This is a genomic window from Streptomyces sp. enrichment culture (assembly GCF_964272855.1).
Taxonomy (GTDB): domain Bacteria; phylum Actinomycetota; class Actinomycetes; order Streptomycetales; family Streptomycetaceae; genus Streptomyces.
In genome coordinates this window covers 5,866,530-5,883,516 of the sequence record NZ_OZ186847.1, presented here as the reverse complement: position 1 = coordinate 5,883,516, position 16,987 = coordinate 5,866,530, and the positions used below count along the sequence as shown (strand labels likewise).

Annotated in this window: 17 protein-coding genes and 2 pseudogenes; 10 read left to right on the top strand and 9 right to left on the bottom strand. The window is 73.3% G+C overall.

Annotated features, from left to right (window positions below):
* The first annotated feature begins 79 nt into the window (after positions 1–79).
* A complete protein-coding gene (locus ACSU6L_RS25975; RefSeq protein WP_437060522.1) occupies positions 80–499 on the top strand; it encodes a transglycosylase SLT domain-containing protein in 420 nt (139 codons plus the stop codon).
* Between the two features lie 72 nt (positions 500–571).
* Here ACSU6L_RS25975 and ACSU6L_RS25970 read toward each other — a convergent pair.
* Positions 572–937 (bottom strand): annotated as a pseudogene (locus tag ACSU6L_RS25970) (cytochrome P450); the annotation flags it as partial.
* Positions 938–947: 10 nt separating this feature from the next.
* On the opposite strand from ACSU6L_RS25970, the pseudogene ACSU6L_RS25965 reads away from it, so the two are divergent.
* Positions 948–1,063, top strand: a pseudogene (locus ACSU6L_RS25965) (acetyl-CoA C-acyltransferase); the annotation flags it as partial.
* Between the two features lie 46 nt (positions 1,064–1,109).
* On the opposite strand, the gene ACSU6L_RS25960 reads toward ACSU6L_RS25965, so the two are convergent.
* Entirely contained in the window at positions 1,110–3,242 is a 2,133-nt protein-coding gene (locus tag ACSU6L_RS25960; protein WP_437060520.1) for a bifunctional glycosyltransferase 87/phosphatase PAP2 family protein, read from the bottom strand.
* Between the two features lie 243 nt (positions 3,243–3,485).
* Between ACSU6L_RS25960 and ACSU6L_RS25955 the strand changes: the two genes are divergently transcribed.
* The gene (locus tag ACSU6L_RS25955) at positions 3,486–4,613 is read left to right on the top strand and encodes a DUF2330 domain-containing protein (protein ID WP_437060518.1); all 1,128 of its coding nucleotides are present in this window, start codon (positions 3,486–3,488) and stop codon (positions 4,611–4,613) included.
* A gap of 45 nt (positions 4,614–4,658) precedes the next feature.
* A complete protein-coding gene (locus ACSU6L_RS25950; RefSeq protein WP_437060516.1) occupies positions 4,659–5,330 on the top strand; it encodes an O-methyltransferase in 672 nt (223 codons plus the stop codon).
* Between the two features lie 19 nt (positions 5,331–5,349).
* On the opposite strand, the gene ACSU6L_RS25945 is transcribed toward ACSU6L_RS25950, so the two are convergent.
* Positions 5,350–5,742 carry a hypothetical protein gene (locus ACSU6L_RS25945; RefSeq protein ID WP_437060514.1) on the bottom strand — a complete coding sequence of 131 codons (393 nt, stop codon included), beginning with the start codon at positions 5,740–5,742 and terminating at the stop codon, positions 5,350–5,352.
* Positions 5,743–5,846: 104 nt separating this feature from the next.
* Between ACSU6L_RS25945 and ACSU6L_RS25940 the strand changes: the two genes are divergently transcribed.
* On the top strand, positions 5,847–6,254 hold the full coding sequence (locus ACSU6L_RS25940; protein ID WP_365505866.1) for a DUF1992 domain-containing protein: 408 nt from the start codon (positions 5,847–5,849) through the stop codon (positions 6,252–6,254).
* Positions 6,255–6,278: 24 nt separating this feature from the next.
* Here the strand turns inward: ACSU6L_RS25940 and ACSU6L_RS25935 are convergent, their stop codons facing one another.
* Both ACSU6L_RS25935 and ACSU6L_RS25930 read right to left on the bottom strand, forming a co-directional pair.
* Positions 6,279–6,863 (bottom strand): hypothetical protein, encoded by a 585-nt coding sequence (locus ACSU6L_RS25935; protein ID WP_437060512.1) that lies wholly within the window; start codon positions 6,861–6,863, stop codon positions 6,279–6,281.
* Between the two features lie 5 nt (positions 6,864–6,868).
* Positions 6,869–7,534, bottom strand: a complete 666-nt coding sequence (locus ACSU6L_RS25930) for a hypothetical protein (protein ID WP_437060510.1) — start codon at positions 7,532–7,534, stop codon at positions 6,869–6,871.
* An 88-nt stretch (positions 7,535–7,622) separates the two neighbouring features.
* Here ACSU6L_RS25930 and ACSU6L_RS25925 point away from each other — a divergent pair, with 88 nt between their 5' ends.
* A complete protein-coding gene (locus ACSU6L_RS25925; protein ID WP_437060508.1) occupies positions 7,623–8,132 on the top strand; it encodes a GNAT family N-acetyltransferase in 510 nt (169 codons plus the stop codon).
* Here ACSU6L_RS25925 and ACSU6L_RS25920 read toward each other — a convergent pair.
* Positions 8,125–10,188 (bottom strand): DHA2 family efflux MFS transporter permease subunit, encoded by a 2,064-nt coding sequence (locus ACSU6L_RS25920; RefSeq protein WP_437065065.1) that lies wholly within the window; start codon positions 10,186–10,188, stop codon positions 8,125–8,127. The two genes, ACSU6L_RS25925 and ACSU6L_RS25920, sit on opposite strands and share 8 nt — an antisense overlap.
* A 161-nt stretch (positions 10,189–10,349) precedes the next feature.
* Between ACSU6L_RS25920 and ACSU6L_RS25915 the strand changes: the two genes are divergently transcribed.
* On the top strand, positions 10,350–11,330 hold the full coding sequence (locus tag ACSU6L_RS25915; protein WP_437060507.1) for a peptidoglycan-binding domain-containing protein: 981 nt from the start codon (positions 10,350–10,352) through the stop codon (positions 11,328–11,330).
* Between the two features lie 27 nt (positions 11,331–11,357).
* On the opposite strand, the gene ACSU6L_RS25910 is transcribed toward ACSU6L_RS25915, so the two are convergent.
* Positions 11,358–11,795 carry a DUF2000 family protein gene (locus ACSU6L_RS25910; RefSeq protein ID WP_437060505.1) on the bottom strand — a complete coding sequence of 146 codons (438 nt, stop codon included), beginning with the start codon at positions 11,793–11,795 and terminating at the stop codon, positions 11,358–11,360.
* A gap of 49 nt (positions 11,796–11,844) precedes the next feature.
* On the opposite strand from ACSU6L_RS25910, the gene ACSU6L_RS25905 reads away from it, so the two are divergent.
* Positions 11,845–12,645, top strand: coding sequence for an AraC family transcriptional regulator (locus ACSU6L_RS25905; protein WP_437060503.1), 801 nt, complete (start codon positions 11,845–11,847; stop codon positions 12,643–12,645).
* A gap of 26 nt (positions 12,646–12,671) precedes the next feature.
* Here the strand turns inward: ACSU6L_RS25905 and ACSU6L_RS25900 are convergent, their stop codons facing one another.
* Together ACSU6L_RS25900 and ACSU6L_RS25895 are read right to left on the bottom strand one after the other, a co-directional pair.
* Positions 12,672–13,331, bottom strand: a complete 660-nt coding sequence (locus ACSU6L_RS25900) for an HAD-IA family hydrolase (RefSeq protein ID WP_437060501.1) — start codon at positions 13,329–13,331, stop codon at positions 12,672–12,674.
* A 192-nt stretch (positions 13,332–13,523) separates the two neighbouring features.
* Positions 13,524–14,105: a TMEM165/GDT1 family protein gene (locus ACSU6L_RS25895; protein ID WP_073938809.1), complete on the bottom strand. Its 582-nt coding sequence runs from the start codon at positions 14,103–14,105 to the stop codon at positions 13,524–13,526.
* A 376-nt stretch (positions 14,106–14,481) separates the two neighbouring features.
* Between ACSU6L_RS25895 and ACSU6L_RS25890 the strand changes: the two genes are divergently transcribed.
* Complete coding sequence (locus ACSU6L_RS25890) at positions 14,482–15,126, top strand: HNH endonuclease family protein (protein WP_437060498.1); 645 nt, start codon at positions 14,482–14,484, stop codon at positions 15,124–15,126.
* A gap of 114 nt (positions 15,127–15,240) precedes the next feature.
* Entirely contained in the window at positions 15,241–16,884 is a 1,644-nt protein-coding gene (locus ACSU6L_RS25885; RefSeq protein WP_437060496.1) for an alkaline phosphatase D family protein, read from the top strand.
* The last annotated feature ends 103 nt before the right edge of the window (positions 16,885–16,987 follow it).

The window sequence follows — 16,987 nt, the reverse complement described above, 5'->3', positions numbered from 1 at the left end:
GCCGACGCATGCCAGGCGCCCCGCATCGCGGGGTCACGGCACGCAGCGACCACACCGTCCCCGAAGAAAAAGGTTCTCCGTGACTGTCGCCCGCATCGCCCGCCGCATCGCGTCCCCGAAGAAGGCCCTCACCACCGCCGCCGTGGCCGCCGCCACCGCCGGCATGGCGCTGACCGCCGCTCCGGCGCACGCCGCGACGACTGCTTCGCCCTCCGAGGCGAAGGCGATCGCGAAGCAGCTGATCCCGAACGCCGCCCAGTTCAACGCCTTCAGCAAGATCGTCGAGCACGAGAGCGGCTGGGACGTCGACGCGACCAACCCGTCCTCCGGCGCCTACGGCCTGGTCCAGGCCCTGCCCGGCAACAAGATGGCCGCCGCCGGCTCCGACTGGAAGACCAACGCCAAGACCCAGATCCAGTGGGGTCTCGACTACATGAAGTCCCGCTACGGCAGCCCCGTCGGCGCCTGGAGCTTCTGGCAGGCCAACGGCTGGTACTGAGCCGACCCTGCCACCTCAAGCACGCCCGAAGGCGGCGGCCCCCGATCCCCGGGGCCGCCGCCTTCGGGCGTCTCACGCCTCCACCCGCAACTCCTTCACCCCGTTGATCCACGCCGACCGCAGCCGCCGGGGATCCCCGGCGAGCCGCAGCCCCGGCATCGCGTCCGCGATCGCGTCGAAGGTGAGGCCGATCTCCAGGACGGCCAGGGACTTGCCGAGGCAGTAGTGCGGGCCGCCGCCCCCGAAGCCCAGGTGGGGGTCCGGGTCCCGGGTGATGTCGAACACCTCCGGGGCGTTGAAGACCTCGGGGTCGTGGTTGGCGGAGGAGTAGAAGAGGCCGACGCGGTCGCCCTCGCGTATCCGCCTGCCGACCAGCTCGGCGTCCTGCGTGGCGGTGCGCTGGAAGGAGACGACCGGGGTCGCCCAGCGGACGATCTCGTGCCACCGGGCCCGGCTCATCACGACGGCACTGCACGAACTGGAGCGCGCGGACAAGGAGTTCACGCTGGTGACCATGTGCGCCGGGGCGGACTGGCCACCGGGACGGTCATTCAGCGGTTGTAGGCGCCAGGAGACGGCTCCGGGGAGAGGGAGAGGGCGGCAGTTCGGATCAGCTGCCGTCCTTCTCCAAGGGTCTGTCCCCGGAACCGGAATCGGTTCGCGGGCCAGGGCCGCTGGACACGGTCGTCGGCGAGTGGGGGACGGCCTCGGCGGTCGGCGGCGGCGACACCGTCCGGTTCGCGTGCGCGGCGGTGGCCGATGTCCTCGGGCCCTGGAGGACATAGACGAGGCCGAAGCCGCCGAGGACGGCCGCCGCGCCGCCCACCGCGTCCAGCACCCAGTGGTTGCCGGTGGCGACGATGGCCATGACGGTGAACAGGGGGTGGAGGAGGCCCAGCGTCTTCATCCACGGCCTGGGGGCGACGATCGCGATGACCAGGCCGCACCACAGGGACCAGCCGAAGTGCAGCGACGGCATCGCGGCGTACTGGTTGGTCAGGGCGGTCAGCGTGCCGTAGTCGGGCTGGGTGAAGTCCTGGACGCCGTGGACGGTGTCGATGACGCCGAGGTCCGGCATCAGGCGGGGCGGGGCGAGCGGGTACGCCCAGAAGCCGACCAGGGCGAGGACGGTCGTCAGGCCGATCGTGGTGCGGGCCCAGCGGTAGTCGGCCGGGCGGCGCCAGTACAGGACGCCGAGGACCGTCAGCGGGACGGCGAAGTGGAAGGACGTGTAGTAGAAGTCGAAGAAGCCGCGCAGCCAGTCGACCTTGACGACGGCGTGGTTGACGGCGTGCTCGATGTCGATGTGCAGGGCGCGTTCGATCGACAGGATCCGCTCGCCGTGCTGCTCCGCCCGCTCCCGGCCGCCGGAGATGGTGCCGCCGGTCGCGGCGAGCCGGACCTGGGAGTAGGCGGCGTAGGTGACGCGGATGAGCAGGAGTTCCAGGAGCAGGTTGGGGCGGGCCAGCACCCGGCGCAGCACGCGCGGCAGCAGCGGTAAGTGCTTGAAGCGGGACGTGGCGGGGGCGGCGTACCCGGTGGGGACGGGTGAGCCGTAGTACGGGGACGTGCGGGACAGGAAGGGGACGGCCGTCGCGGCGAGGAGGGCCGCGAGCAGGACCGTGTTGTCGCGCAGGGGGTGCAGGAACCCCATGTCCGGCAGCATCATCTCCGCCGGGAGGGTCATCACGAGGATGACGGCGACCGGCCAGACGGGGCGGTCCGCGGCCCGCTTGCCGACCCGGCCGACGACCGCGAGGAGCACCCACAGCAGCTGGTGCTGCCAGGCGGTCGGCGAGATCACGATCGCGGCGCAGCCGGTGACGGCGACGGCGAGCAGCAGCTGGCCGTCGTGCGCGTAGCGCACCGCGCGGCGCACGCCGAGGGCGGCGACGGCGGCGCCGAGGGTGAGGAAGAGTGCGATCTCCAGGGGGCCGGTCAGGCCGAGGCGGAGCAGGGTGCCGTGCAGGGACTGGTTGGCGAGGTCGTCCGCGCGTCCGCCGAGGCCGGCACCGGCCAGGTGGTGCACCCAGTAGGTGTACGAGTCGTGCGGCATCGCCGCCCAGGCCAGCGCCGTGACGCCGGCGAAGGTCGCGCCGAGGGAGGCGGCGGCGGTGCGGCGGCCGGTGAACCACAGCAGCGGCGCGAAGAGCAGCACGGTCGGCTGGAGGGCTGCGGCGAGGCCGACGAGGGCGCCGCTCGCCCGTTGCCCGCGGACGACGAAGCAGCCGACGAGGACGAGGAGCACCGGGATGATGCCGGTCTGGCCGAGCCAGAAGGCGTTGCGGACCGGCAGCGACAGCATGAGCAGGCTTATGGCGGCGGGGGCGGCGAACAGCGCGGTGCGGCGGCTGACCGGCTGGGGCAGGGCGCGGGCGGCGACCAGGCCGAGGGCGACGACGAGGAGCAGGGTGCCGAAGGTCCAGCCCCAGCCGAGGGCCTGTTCGGCCGAACGGGTGAGGGGTTTGAGGACGAGGCCGCCGAAGGGGGTGCCGGTGAAGCGCGTGGAGTCGTAGAGGGAGCCTTCGACGTGCAGCACGCCGTCCGGGCCGACCCAGGTCTCCAGGTCGGTCAGCCGCTCGCCTCTGGGGGTTCCGAGGACGACGGCCAGCTGGCGGACGGCGAGGATCGCGGCGATCAGCCAGAGGCCCAGCCGGGCCGCGCGCAGGCGCGCTCCGGCCTCTCCGACCGCAGTCGCTCCGATGGGTCCCGCCGGTCGCTCGGTGTGTTCCGCATTCGCCACGCCTCGTCGGCCTCCCGCCCCGTTCGTCACCCTGTGAGGGGCGAGCGGCGCCCCCGGAGGAAGACGCAGGCCATCCCCGCTTCACCTGACGTCCTATCTCCTTTTGTCCGAAAGACGATATAGGGGGCGGTATTCGGCCGCCTCCGCGGGACGGCGTCGACCACCGCGCCGGAACCGGATCGAGCCACGTCACCGTCGGTAGCCCTGGAGAACGGGAACGGCTCTATGAGGGGGTAACGGGGCATGGGCACTGTCCGGTCGCGGGCGCGGTTTCTCGCCGTGGTCGTCGCGCTGCTCGGTATCCAGCTCGGCTCGCTGCTGATCGCGCCGGCGTACGCGTGCGGGTGCGGGGCGATGCTGCCGGACGCGGAGCGGCGGGTGTCGGTGGGCCGCGAGGAGTCCGTCGTGCGGTGGGACGGGCGGCGCGAGCAGATCGTCATGAGCCTGACGGTCGGCGGGGACGCCGAGCGGGCCGCCTGGATCATGCCCGTGCCGAACCGGGCCACCGTGCGGCTCGGCGACCCGGAGCTGTTCGAGGAGGTGCGCGAGGCCACCGCCCCCGTGCACCGGGACCGGTACTACTTCTGGCCGCGCAACGGGGACTGGCCGCTGGTCGAGGACGACGACACGGCGGGCGCGTCGATGCCCGGCGACGCGGCCGGCGCGGGGGTCGGCGTGGTCGGGCGGCAGCGGCTCGGCTCGTTCGACGTGGCCCAGCTGACCGCGACCGACCCGGCCGCGCTGGACCGCTGGCTGCGCGACAACGGCTTCACCTTCCCGGCGCGGCTGCGCCAGGCGCTGGAGCCGTATGTGGAGCAGCGCTGGGAGTACGTGGCGGTCCGGCTCGCCCCGGACGCCGACGGCACGGTCCTGACCGGCACCCTCGACCCGATCCACCTGAGCTTCGCCGCCGACGCCCCGGTCTACCCGATGCGGCTGTCCCGGCTGGCCGCGGAGCCCCAGTCGCTGGGGCTGTACGTGCTCGCCGACCACCGCATGGAGCCGCGCGGCACCATCGGCGGGGCCACGCCGCGTGTGACCTACGCCGGGCGGGTCGCCGAAAAGTCCGGGCCGCTGGCCGAACTGGCCGAGGGCACCCCGTACCTGACCGCCGTCACCCAGGAGTTCCCGGTGCCGTCGCGGATCTCCGGCGACCACCGGCTGGGGCGGGCGGCGTCGGACGCCACGTTCCAGGAGGTCGTCTACACGGACAGGCTGCGCACGGTCGCCGGGATCCCGGCGTGGCTGCTGACCGTGGGCGGGGTCGTCGCGGCGGTGACCGCGCTCGTCGTCGTGGGACGCCGGTCCGTCCGGCGCCGGTCCCGGCGTGCCGCCCTCGCGGGGAACGCCTCGCCCGACTACCTTCGTTAGGGCATCTAGTTAGGGCTTCTAATCGACCTTCGAGGCAGGGAGCGCATGAGCGAGTCGCAGACCTGGCACGCCGTCGACGAGTACTTCTCCAGCCATCTCTCCCCCGACGACGAGCCCCTCAAGGCGGCCCTGCGCGACAGCGAGGCCGCCGGACTCCCCGCGATCGGCGTCACCGCGCCCCAGGGCAAACTGCTCCAGCTGCTCGCCCAGGTCGCCGGAGCCCGCGCCATCCTCGAGATCGGCACCCTCGGCGGGTACAGCACCATCTGGCTCGGCCGCGCGCTGCCCGCCGACGGCATGCTGATCTCCCTGGAGTACAGCGCCAAGCACGCCGAGGTGGCCGCCCGCAACATCGCCCGCGCCGGTCTGGAGAAGATCGTCGAGGTGCGGGTGGGGGCCGCGCTGGAGACGCTGCCGCAGCTCGCCGACGAGAACCCGCCCCCGTTCGACCTGGTCTTCATCGACGCGGACAAGGCCAACAACGCCCACTACGTGGAGTGGGCGTTGCGGCTCACCCGCGCGGGCAGCCTGATCGTCGTCGACAACGTGGTGCGCGGCGGGCGGATCGCCGACCCGGACGACGACGAGCCCGACGTCCGCGGCACCCGCGCGGCCCTGGAGCTGATCGCCTCCCACCCGAGGCTGACCGGAACGGCGATCCAGACGGTCGGGCCGAAGGGGTACGACGGGTTCGCCGTGGCACGGGTGGTGGGGTGATCCGGCGGCGCGCCGGCCGTCAGATCTCGTGGTAGAAGCCCACGTTGACGCTGCGCGGGGCGGTGCGGTCCTGGATGACCACCTCGCCGTCGCCGCCGCGCGGCAGCGGCACGGTGCCGCCGTACGGCAGCGGCTGCGTGTGCTCGCCGATCCTGAGCCGGACCTCGGAGGACGGCTCGGCCTGGGAGCCGCGCAGCCACGTCACGTGCCAGACGCCGTCCGGGCCGTACAGGAACTCCAGGTGCACCCTGGAGACGAACAGCCAGTCGTCGGGCGTCACCAGCCGGCACACCGACTTGTCGCGGCCCACCCGCAGCACGGCTCCCGGCTCGCTCGGCGCGTCGGCCATCAGCATGCCGGCCGTGGCTCCCGCGTCCGCCCCGGAGACGGAGGCCATGGTCAGTTCGAGCACGTGCGGCTCCTTCGTCCTGTAACGCCCTTGCGCGACGGCCGGATCGGCCGGTCGCCGCCGCATGATAAATCGCCCGGGGGTACGGCGTCCGGCACAATGGCCGCATGACCGAGCGAAAGCCACCCGGCGTGAGCTTCGAGTCCTGGACCGACAAGCAGATCCGTGACGCCGCCGCACGCGGCGAGTTCGAGCGGCTGCCGGGCGCGGGGAAGCCGCTGCCGAGCGATGTCGAGGCCGCGTACGACGAACAGTGGTGGATCAAGCGGAAGCTGGCCCGCGAGGGCGTCTCCGTGCTGCCGCCGACGCTGGCGCTGCGCAAGGAGGCGGAGGACGCGCTGCTGGCGGCCGTCACCGCACCCTCCGAGCGGGCCGCCCGGAAGATCGTCGAGGCGGTCAACGTGAAGATCCGCGACATGATGTACAAGCCGCCGCCCGGCCCCCCGCTGGGACTCAAGCCGTACGACGTCGAGGACGTCGTACGCCGGTGGCGGGAGGGCCGGGCGGCGGACTGACCGGCGGGCCGGCTCGCGGCCGGGTCAGTGGTGCAGGAGCCGGTCGGCCAGCTCGCGGTAGTCCTTCAGCGCCAGCCTCAGGCGCTCGGTGTCGGACGACGGCGGGGTGGCCTCGTCGGTCTCCTCCCAGGAGCGGCGCAGGGTGCGCCGCCGCTGGGTGACCGCCTGCGTGAAGCGGTCCGCGATCTCCTCCAGCACGTGGTCGGCCTCCTCCACGGCGGCCCGCGGGCCATCCACGAATCCGGTCACCGCGTGCTGCAGCCGCTCCGCGAGCTTGTCCGTCTCACCACGCGCCAGCAGCGGCGCCAGATGCGACGCCTTCTCCGCGCGCGGGGCGCCTGCCTCCACGCCGGACTGCCGCCGCGCTCCGGCCGCGGTGGGCCCCGGCGCCCCGGCGGGGGCTTGGGCCGGACCACCGGCGGCAGTCTGCGGCATCTCCGGGGGCACGTGCCCGCCGGGGACCGGCGGCATCCCACCGGACACCTGCCCGCCCGAGCCCTGCGGCATCCCACCGGACACCTGCTCCCCCGGGACCTGCGGCATTCCGCCGCCGCCCGGCATCCTGCGCTCGTCCTCGCCGCCGCTGTGCGTGTGCGGCACCTCGGTCATATGGCTCAACTCCCCTTGGCGTGATGCCGGGTGAAGCCCCACGGCAGGTGGGACCGGCCGCGGCGGGCGTGGGACGGCGGGCGGCGGTCGCCGGGCTCGTCGTGGTCCCGGCGGTTCGGGGACACCAGGTCCTCGAACAGCGCGCGGGCCTCTACCATCGCCTCGCGCATCTCCTCGGTCGTGCCCTGCTCGGCGTGCCCCGTACCGCCGTCGGCGCGGGCCAGGCGGTGGACCCGCCGGTAGCCGTGGACATGGGCGGCGTGGTGCACGGACAGCGCGGCGAGCTGTTCCTCGTACTGCCCGCCGTCCGGGAAGCCACGCGCCCCGGCCAGTTCGGCGAGCAGCAGGTCCGCCTCGGTCACCGCCTGCCGCGGCGAGTCGACGAACCGCTCCTGCGCCGCCTGCCAGCGCGCCTCGAACTCGCCGCGCTCGCCCGCCTCCAGCGGGCGCTCACGCAGACCGCCGTGGCGTTCGACCCGTCCTGCGAGTTCCCGCTCGGCGGCCTTGGTGTCTCCGTCGTGCCGGGCGACGGCCCGCTCGTACTCGGGACCGAAGCGCCGCTTCAGGTCCCGCCCGCCGGTCGCGCCCCGGCGCTGCATCAGCAGGACGGCCGCGCCGATGACGACGACCGCCCCGATCACGATCAAAGCAACGATCAAGCCTGTGGACATTCGGTTGCCCTCCGGGTTCTCGGAACGCTGACCGGGTTGCCCAGGGGCCCCCGCCCAAACGGCAGGGCTGCGTACGAGAATGACCCCCATGCCACAGCCGACGACGGCCTGGACCGTCACTTCCGAACCCGTCGACTCCCCTGTCGCGACCGCGCTCTGGCGGGCGTACTACACGGAGGTCAGCGACCGCTGGTACCTGCTGCACGAGGACCGCCGCACCGACCCGGACGAGCTGGAGCGGGAGATCGCTGCGGGGGCGTCGGGCGGGCTCACCCCGCCGGAGGGGCGGCTGCTGGTCGCCCGGTACGGCGGCACGCCCGCCGGCACCGCGGGCGTACGGCGCACCGCGGAGGCGTCGGTGGCCGAGCTGACGCGGGTGTTCGTGCTGCCGGAGCTGCGCGGCAAGGGCGGTGCCGCCCTGCTGGTGGCCGCCGCCGAGGACGCGGCCCGCGCGCTCGGCGCTCACCGGCTGGTCCTCGACACGCGCGGCGATCTGGTGGAGGCCCGCGCGCTGTACGCCCGCCTCGGTTACGCGGAGACCGCCCCGCACAACGCGGAGCCGTACGCCGAGCACTGGTTCGCCAAGTCGCTCAGCTGAACCTCGGCACCGGGCGCTCGTCATGCGGCTGTTCGCGGGTCGAGCCGCACAGTTCACCGTTCAGCTCCCGCACCAGCTGGACGAGATCGGTCGGCCGGTCGGGTCCCCACCAGTCGCCCAGCAGTTCGGCCAGCGACTCCTCGCGCGCCTGTGCCAGCCGTTCGGCGACCTCGCGGCCCTGGTCGGTGAGGACGAGGTCGATGCCGTCGCGGACGGCGAGCCGCCGCTCCTCGACCTGGCGGGCGCCGTCCAGGACGATGCCCAGCGGCACGCTGGTGCGCTCGGCGAGCACGCCGGGCTCCACCCAGCCGTACCGTTTCATCCGCAGCAGCAGCCAGCTCGCCGCGGGCAGCAGGTCGTAGCCCGCCCGCGCGGTGATCTTCCGGTACACCTCGTGCTGTCCCTCGCGGGTGCCCAGCACCGACAGCGCCCGGCACACCTCGTCGTACGAGGACCGTTCGACCGGGTTGCTGGCCAGCGTCTCCGTCCCGTCGGGCGCGGTGACGGAGGCGCGCAGCCGGTCCTCCTTGAGGAACCAGGCCAGCACGAACCCGACGAGGGCGACCGGCGCGGCGTACAGGAAGACGTCGGTGATGGCCGTCGCGTAGGCGTGCAGGGCCGCCGGCCGCAGCTGCGCCGGCAGTTCGGCCAGGCCCCGCGGGTCGGCCTCCAGGCCGGTCACGGAGACGCCGGGCGGCAGTTCGGCGCCGCGCAGGGCGGCGGTGAGCTTGTCGCCGAGGCGGCCCGCGAAGACGGTGCCGAACACGGCCACGCCGAACGCGGCCCCGATCGACCGGAAGAAGGTCGCGCCCGAGGTGGCGACGCCCAGGTCCTCGTACGACACGGCGTTCTGCACGATCAGCACCAGCACCTGCATGACCAGGCCGAGTCCCAGTCCGAAGACGAAGAAGAAGCCGCTGATCTGCGCGTCCGAGCTGTGCTCGTCGAGTTGCCTGAGCAGCAGCAGGCCGAGCGTGGTGATGCCGGTGCCCGCGATCGGGAACACCTTCCAGCGGCCGGTGCGGCTGACGATCTGTCCGGACGCCGTCGACGCCAGCAGCAGGCCCAGCACCATCGGCAGCATGTGGACGCCGGACATGGTAGGTGAGACGCCCCGCACGACCTGGAGGAACGTCGGCAGGTAGGTCATCGCGCCGAACATGGCGAAGCCGACGACGAGGCTGATGACCGCGGACAGGGTGAAGGTGCGGATCCGGAACAGCTTCGGCGGCAGCACCGGTTCGACCGCCCGCCGCTCCACCGCGACGAACACCACCGCGAGCACCACGCCGAGCACCGCCAGGCCGACGATCTGCGGCGATGCCCAGCTCCAGGTGGTGCCGCCGAGGGAGGCCACCAGGACCAGGCAGGTGGCGACGGCGGCGATGAGGAAGGTGCCGAGGTAGTCGATGACGTGCTTGGTGGCGCGGTGCGGGATGTGCAGCACGGCGGCGATCACGGCGAGCGCGACGACGCCGACCGGCAGGTTGATGTAGAAGACCCAGCGCCAGCTCAGATGCTCGGTGAAGAGGCCGCCGAGCAGCGGGCCGAGGACGCTGGTCGCGCCGAAGACCGCGCCGAACAGGCCCTGGTAGCGGCCCCGGTCGCGGGGCGGCACCAGGTCGCCGACGACGGCCATGGACAGCACGAGCAGTCCGCCGCCGCCGAGGCCCTGCAACGCGCGGAACGCGATCAGCTGTGGCATGTTCTGTGCGAGGCCGCACAGCGCCGAGCCGATGAGGAAGATCACGATGGCGGTCTGGTAGAGCCGTTTGCGCCCGTACTGGTCGCCCAGCTTCCCCCACAGCGGTGTCGCCGCGGTGGACGCCAGCAGATAGGCGGTGACCACCCACGACAGGTGGTCCAGGCCGCCCAGCTCGCTGACGATGGTGGGCAGCGCGGTCGAGACGATCGTCTGGTCGAGCGCGGCGAGCAGCATTCCCAGCAGCAGCGCGCCGATCGAGACCAGTACGTCGCCGGAGACGTGCTCAGGGGCGTTCACCCCGCGCTGCGGGCCGCGTGTCTGAGCGGCGGGGCTGCGCGCATCCTCGGCCATGAAGACCTCCCGAGGCTCGGCTGACACCTTTCCATCGTGATCGGTGTGACTCGTTATGGCCTGTCGAGTCCGTTTGGACCCCTGTCGAATACCCGGGCGGGCGACCTCAACCTCCACGGAATCTGCATAATTTCTGGAGTTCTTAGGGAGGGGACGGACGCGTGGCGGAGCCGAAGGGGCATGCGTGCCCGGAGTGCGGGGCAGCGCGGGGGGCGGGCAACACGCCGTCGTGTGCCTGCGGCCGGCGGGCGTCAGACGCGCTGCGCGACGCCCGTACGGCGGAACAGGCGGCGGCGGAGGACTTCGACCCGCTGCGCATACGCCCGTACGTCGACCTGGACGGCACCGGCGAGCGCCCGGCGGACGCGGAGCCCGCGGACGCGGAGCTGACGATGCCGCTGCGCCCCGTCGAGCCCGAGCCGGTCACCACGGTGCTGCCCACCCCGCTGGCCCCGCCGCCCTCCGCGCCCAGCACGGACGACCTCGACCTGTTCGAGGACGCGCCGCGGCCGGAGACCGGCGCCACCGGCCCGGAGGAGCCGCACGCCCGGCGCCGACGCCGGACCGTGCTGCTCGGCGTGGCCGGCGCGGTGGTCGCCGTCGTCGCGGCGGCCGGGCTGGCGAGCGGCCTGTTCTCGTACGACAAGCCGTCCCGGGACACCGCGCTGCCACAGGACGTGCGCGAGGCCGTGCCGGAGGCCCGCACCAGCGAGGCGTCCCGCCCGGCCACGGCGAACCCCGGCGCCTCGGCGTCGCCCGCGTCGTCCGCCTCGCCGTCCCCCTCGGCGAGCGCGAGCCCTTCCCCGTCGCCGTCCCCGTCCACGAGCAGTGTCTCCCCCACGCCCACGCCGACCGAGACGCCGACGCCCACCCGGTCGGCGACGACGGACAGCGCGACCGCGTCGCCCGCCCCGGAGCAGGGTCCCGTGCTGCGGCGCGGCGACCGGGGCCCGGAGGTCACGGAACTCCAGCTGCGGCTGCGCCAGCTGTACCTGTACAACGACGAGCCGCACGGCGTCTTCACCAACCGCGTCGAGGACGCCCTGCGCAACTACCAGTGGTCCCGGGGTCTCCAGGACGAGCTGAACGTGTACGGGGCGAAGACGCGCCAGCTGCTGGAGACGGAGACGCGGGAGCCGTAGGTTCCGCGGCGGGCCGAGCGGTCCGCGCTACGGGTGCATGCGGGCGCCCTTGAGGACCTTGTCCACGGCGTTGCGCGGCCCGTGCACGGCGATGCCGACGAGGTCCAGCCGCCCGCCCGGCACCGCGCGGACCGCCGCGCGGTTGTCACGGTCGTTGCCGGTGGCGAACAGGTCCGAGGTGAACACGGCCCTGGGCAGGGCACGCGCGAGGGCCCGCTCGTGGGCCGCGGTCAGCGTCTCCTTGGTTCCCTCGAAGACCAGCACGGGCTGGCGGAACATCGGCAGGTAGGGGGTGCCGTCGGCGTCGGCGTACGGCTCCCCGATCAGCTCCGGCAGCTCCGAGCCGAGGCCGCTGACCAGGAACGCCGTCACGTTCAGCCGCTGCCAGGTCTCCAGGTCCGCGCGGAGCAGTACGGCGATCTTGGTGTCGAAGCGGACGGGGGCGGTGGTGTTCTCGGTCGTCATGGTCCCAGGCTGCCGACCGCGCCCGCGGGGCGTCTTGTACGTTCTTTGCGTGGTGGCCCGGCAGGAGATCTCGGCGTGGCGCCCGCCCGTCGCGGGCGTGGTGGAGGTGTTCCACGCCCGCTTCACCGAGCACGCCTACCCGATGCACGTCCACGACGCCTGGACGCTGCTGGTCGTCGACGACGGCGCCGTCCGCTACGACCTGGACCGCCGGGAGCACGGCACGCCGGACGGCACGGTCACGCTGCTTCCGCCGCAGGTGCCGCACAACGGGTCACCGGCCACCGCGGACGGCTTCCGCAAGCGGGTGCTCTACCTGGATCTGTCCCGGCTGGACGAGAGCCTGATCGGTCCCGCCGTGGACACGCCCGACCTGGCCGATCCGGTGCTCCGGCACCGGGTGGGACGGCTGCACACCGCGCTGCGGCACCGGGGCGACGAACTGGAGGCGGAGAGCAGACTCGCGCTGATCTGCGAGCGCCTGCGCGGCCATCTGCGTCCGCGGTCTCCCGCGGCCCGCCCTGCGGCGAGCCGGGGAGTGGCGCACGAGCTGCGGGACCTGCTCGACGCGCGGCTGGTGCCGGGCCTGGCCCTGGAGGAGGCCGCCCGGCTGCTGCACGCGCACCCCACCCATCTGGTGCGGTCCTTCACCGGCGCGTTCGGCATCGCCCCGCACCAGTACCTGATGGCCCGCCGGGTCGACCGCGCCCGCCGGCTGCTGCTCGACGGCCTGCGTCCGGCCGAGGTGGCCGGCGAGGCCGGCTTCTACGACCAGGCGCACCTCACCCGGCACTTCAAGCGCGTGGTGGGCGCCACCCCCGGCCGGTACGCGCGCGGCCGCGCGCTCTGAGCTGATCCCGGCCCCGCTGGGCGTGTTCAGCCGACGCGCAGGCGGATCGTCCCGTCCCCCGCGTCCTCGACCCGCACCTCGGTCAGGTCCCGGACGTGGACGTCCGGGGCGTGGACGGCGGCGCGCGGGCCGACGCCCACGACACGCATGCCGGCCGCGCGGCCGGCGGCGATGCCCGCGCCGGAGTCCTCGAAGACGACGCAGTCGGCGGGGGCGATGCCGAGTTCGGCGGCGCCCTTGAGGAAGCCCTCGGGATCGGGCTTGCTGACGCCGACGGACTCGGCGGTGATCCGGACGTCGGGCAGCCCGAGCCCCGCGGCGGCCATCCGGGCGGTGGACAGGCCGACGTCCGCGGAGGTCACCAGGGCGTGCGGGAGGCCGCGCAGGGCGGCCAGGAAGGCGGGGGCGCCGGGGACGGGGACGACACCGTCCATGTCGGCGGTCTCCTCGGCGAGCATGCGCGCGTTGTCCGCGTGGTTCTGCTCCATGGGCCGGTCCGGCAGCAGGACGGCCATGGAGGCGTGGCCCTGGCGGCCGTGCACCACCTTCATCACCTCGTCGCCGTCGAGGCCGTGCCGGTCGGCCCAGCGGCGCCAGATCCGTTCGACCACGGCGTCGGAGTTGACGAGGGTGCCGTCCATGTCGAGCAGGAGGGCGCGGGCGGTGAGCACGGTGGTGGCCGTCATCGGCAGCTCCAGGAAACGGGGCGGGGCACAGGGGTGGCGTCCCCCGGGGAACAGAGCGGCCCCGCCCGCCGGTCAGGGAAAACGGGCGGGAGCCACTTTGTTTCTCCACGGTACAAAACAAATCCGGCATCCCGCCAGCGCCCCGGCGAAACCTTCACCTGCCGTTCAACTCGCGAGCCGTCCGGCGGGGGCTCAGCCGGTCACCGCCTCCCACAGGCTCCACACGCCGAGCGCCAGCATGAGCATCGCCGCGACCTTGGTGATCAGCTTCAGCGGCACCCGCTTCATCAGGGCCTTTCCGCCGACGATGCCGAGCCCGGCCACCGCCCACAGCGCCAGCACCGCGCCCAGGCCGACGGAGAGCGGGTCGTCGTAGCGGGCCGCGAGGTTCGCCGTCATGATCTGCGTGAGATCGCCGAACTCGGCGACGAGGATCAGCATGAAGCCGGACCCGGCGACCTTCCAGAAGGACTGGTTCTCCGGCTTGCGGACCTCGTCCTCGTCCTCGTCCTTCTTCATCAGCAGCACCGCCGCGCCGCCCAGGAAGAGCACACCGGTGAGCGCGTGCACGATCTGCTGCGGCAGCAGCGTCAGCACGCTGCCGGCCGCGACGGCGAGCGCGACATGCAGGGCGAAGGCGGCGGCGACGCCCGCGAAGACGTAGGAGGCGCGATAGCGGGTGCCCAGGACGAGGCCGGCCAGGGCGGTCTTGTCGGGCAGCTCGGCGAGGAAGACGACGCCGAAGACGAGCGCTGTCACGGTAAGGCTGATCAAGGTTCCTCAATCGGTCGGGACTGCCCCCACCGAGAGTGCTGAGCCCTTCGCGGCGACACCTCGGCAAGGACAGCACACGGCGCCCGTGCCGTACGGCACGGGCGTGCACTGCTTGCCGAAGGTCTCGCTGGCGCGGTCCTGAAGGACCCGCCTCCGGGCGCCGGCCCAGCCGAGCTGAGCAGTATGTCGACGATCCGGCGAAGAGCTACTCCCCTTCTGCGCCACCCATCGTACGGGACAGGAAGTTCGACCCTGAACCTTGTTCTGTCATGTGCACGTCGCTAACTTCTCACCGAACGCACATCCGCCGGCAACAACCCACCGCGAGCATTCCCTCGCTCGCACGCCAACACCCCCACACTCCAAGGGAGTTCACATGGCCAGGTTCTACGCGCGTCGACGGCTGAGCATAGTCGCGGCGTTCAGCGCCCTCATCGCCTCCGTGGCGCTGTTCAACGCCCCCTCCGCCTCCGCCGCCCTCCCCACCCCCGTCAGCGCGGCCACCGCCCGCACCTACCTCGCCTCCCTCACCGTCGCCGCCGAGGACCGCACCGGCTACGACCGCGACCTCTTCCCGCACTGGATCACCCAGTCCGGCGCCTGCAACACCCGCGAGGTCGTCCTCAAGCGCGACGGCACCAACGTCGTCCAGGACTCCGCCTGCGCCGCCGTCAGCGGCAGCTGGTACTCCCCCTACGACGGCGCCACCTGGACCGCCGCCTCCGACCTCGACATCGACCACCTCGTGCCGCTCGCCGAGGCCTGGGACTCCGGCGCCGACAGCTGGACCACCTCCCGCCGCCAGGCCTTCGCCAACGACCTGACCCGCCCGCAGCTGATCGCCGTCACCGACGACGTCAACCAGGCCAAGGGCGACCAGGACCCGGCCACCTGGATGCCGTCCCGCACCGCCTACCGCTGCACCTACGTCCGCGCCTGGGTGCAGGTGAAGTACTACTACGGCCTCTCCGTCGACTCCGCCGAGAAGAGCGCGCTGCAGAACCACCTCGCCTCCTGCTGACCTTCCCGGCCGGAACCGCCCCGCCGGCCTCCGTCGTTCCGTACCGTACGGGGCGACGGAGGAGGCGAGCCGCGCCCCGGTGGTGAGCCGACCATGGAAAGGGCGGGCGATCACGTGGCGGAACTGCGCCTGGGGCCACTGCTGAGATACGCCGACGGTTCGTCCGCGACCGTCTGGGTCGAGGCGAGCCGGCCGTGCACCGCCGAGGTGCGCTGCGCCGACGGCGCCCACGGCACCGCCCGCACCTTCCAGGTGGCGGGCCACCACTACGCGCTGGTGCCGGTGACCGGCCTGACACCGGGTACGGCGACGGCGTACGAGGTGATCCTCGACGGCACCCGGGTCTGGCCGCTCCCCGGCTCCGGCTCCCCGCCCTCCGTCATCCGCACCGGCCTCGCCGACGACCCGGTGCGCGTCGCCTTCGGCTCCTGCCGCTGGGCCGCCCCGCCCGACCACGGCAGCGACCCCGTCGGCCCCGACGCCCTCGACACCCTCGCCGCCCGCCTCGTCGCCGACCCCGAGGGCGAACGGCCCGACGTGCTGCTGCTGCTCGGCGACCAGGTGTACGCCGACGAGACCTCCCCGGCCACCCGCCGCTGGCTGGGCGCCCGCCGCGACCTGCGCGAACCGCCGGGCAGCGGGGTCGCGGACTACGAGGAGTACACCCGGCTCTACTACGAGTCGTGGCTCGACCCCGACGTGCGCTGGCTGCTGTCCACCGTCCCCAGCTGCATGATCTTCGACGATCACGACGTCATCGACGACTGGAACACCTCCGCCGCCTGGCTCGCCGACATGCGGGCCACCTCCTGGTGGCGCGAGCGGCTGCTGAGCGGGCTGATGTCGTACTGGGTCCACCAGCACATCGGCAACCTGTCACCGGCGGAGCTGGCCGAGGACCCGCTCTTCGCGGCCGTGCACGACACGCCCGACGCCACCGACGTGCTGCGCGCCTTCGCCGCCCGTGCCGACGCCGACAACACCACCGCGCGCTGGAGCTACCGCCGCGACTTCGGCCGGGTCCGGCTGCTGATGGCCGACACCCGCGCGGCCCGCGTCCTCGACGAGGGCGCCCGCTCCATGCTCGGCCCCGGCGAGGCCGCCTGGCTGCGCGAACAGGCGCTGGACGACCCCGGCGGCTACGACCACCTGCTCATCGGCAGCTCCCTGCCCTGGCTGCTGCCGCCTCTGATGCACGACGCCGAGGGCTGGGACGCGGCGCTGTGCCGGGGCGAGAAGGGCCCGCGCTGGGCCCGGTTCGGGGAGCGGCTGCGCCGGGCCGCCGACCTGGAGCACTGGGCGGCCTTCCCGGAGTCCTTCGCCTCGCTGGCCGAGCTGATCGCCGAGGCGGGCTCGGGGCCCGGGGCGCCCGCGACGGTGTGCGTGCTCTCCGGGGACGTGCACCACGCGTACGTGGCCGAGCCCACCTGGCCGGCCGGGCGCGGCCCCGACGCCCGGGTGCTGCAGCTGACCTGCTCCCCCGTCCACAACTCCATCCCGCGACCGCTGCACCTCGCCTTCAAGATCGCCTGGAGCGGTCCGGCGCGGTTCCTGGGGCGCCGGCTCGCCGGGCACGGGCGGATCCCCCTCCCGCCGGTCGACTGGCGCCGCACGGGCGGCCCGTGGTTCGGCAACCAGCTCATGACGCTGACGCTGCACGGGCGTTCGGCGGCGCTGCGACTGGAGCACGCGCGGACGGACGGGCGCGGCCGGACGCGGCTGACGACGGTGGAGGAGTCGGTGCTGACCGGCCCGTGAAGATCTAAGCTCTGGCTAAATGTTGAACTTGCAAGCACCGATTAGGCCCACCTAACGTGGGAGCTCCACTCGGTTCTGTTCCCCCACGGGTCCACCCGGCCCA

Excerpts from the sequence above, each read along its gene's own strand:
- ACSU6L_RS25955 (WP_437060518.1), top strand. The coding sequence starts at position 3,486 with ATGGGCACTGTCCGGTCGCGGGCGCGGTTTCTCGCCGTGGTCGTCGCG.
- ACSU6L_RS25950 (WP_437060516.1), top strand. The coding sequence starts at position 4,659 with ATGAGCGAGTCGCAGACCTGGCACGCCGTCGACGAGTACTTCTCCAGC.
- ACSU6L_RS25940 (WP_365505866.1), top strand. The coding sequence starts at position 5,847 with ATGACCGAGCGAAAGCCACCCGGCGTGAGCTTCGAGTCCTGGACCGAC.
- ACSU6L_RS25935 (WP_437060512.1), bottom strand. The coding sequence starts at position 6,863 with ATGACCGAGGTGCCGCACACGCACAGCGGCGGCGAGGACGAGCGCAGG.
- ACSU6L_RS25930 (WP_437060510.1), bottom strand. The coding sequence starts at position 7,534 with ATGTCCACAGGCTTGATCGTTGCTTTGATCGTGATCGGGGCGGTCGTC.
- ACSU6L_RS25925 (WP_437060508.1), top strand. The coding sequence starts at position 7,623 with ATGCCACAGCCGACGACGGCCTGGACCGTCACTTCCGAACCCGTCGAC.
- ACSU6L_RS25920 (WP_437065065.1), bottom strand. The coding sequence starts at position 10,188 with ATGGCCGAGGATGCGCGCAGCCCCGCCGCTCAGACACGCGGCCCGCAG.
- ACSU6L_RS25910 (WP_437060505.1), bottom strand. The coding sequence starts at position 11,795 with ATGACGACCGAGAACACCACCGCCCCCGTCCGCTTCGACACCAAGATC.
- ACSU6L_RS25900 (WP_437060501.1), bottom strand. The coding sequence starts at position 13,331 with ATGACGGCCACCACCGTGCTCACCGCCCGCGCCCTCCTGCTCGACATG.
- ACSU6L_RS25890 (WP_437060498.1), top strand. The coding sequence starts at position 14,482 with ATGGCCAGGTTCTACGCGCGTCGACGGCTGAGCATAGTCGCGGCGTTC.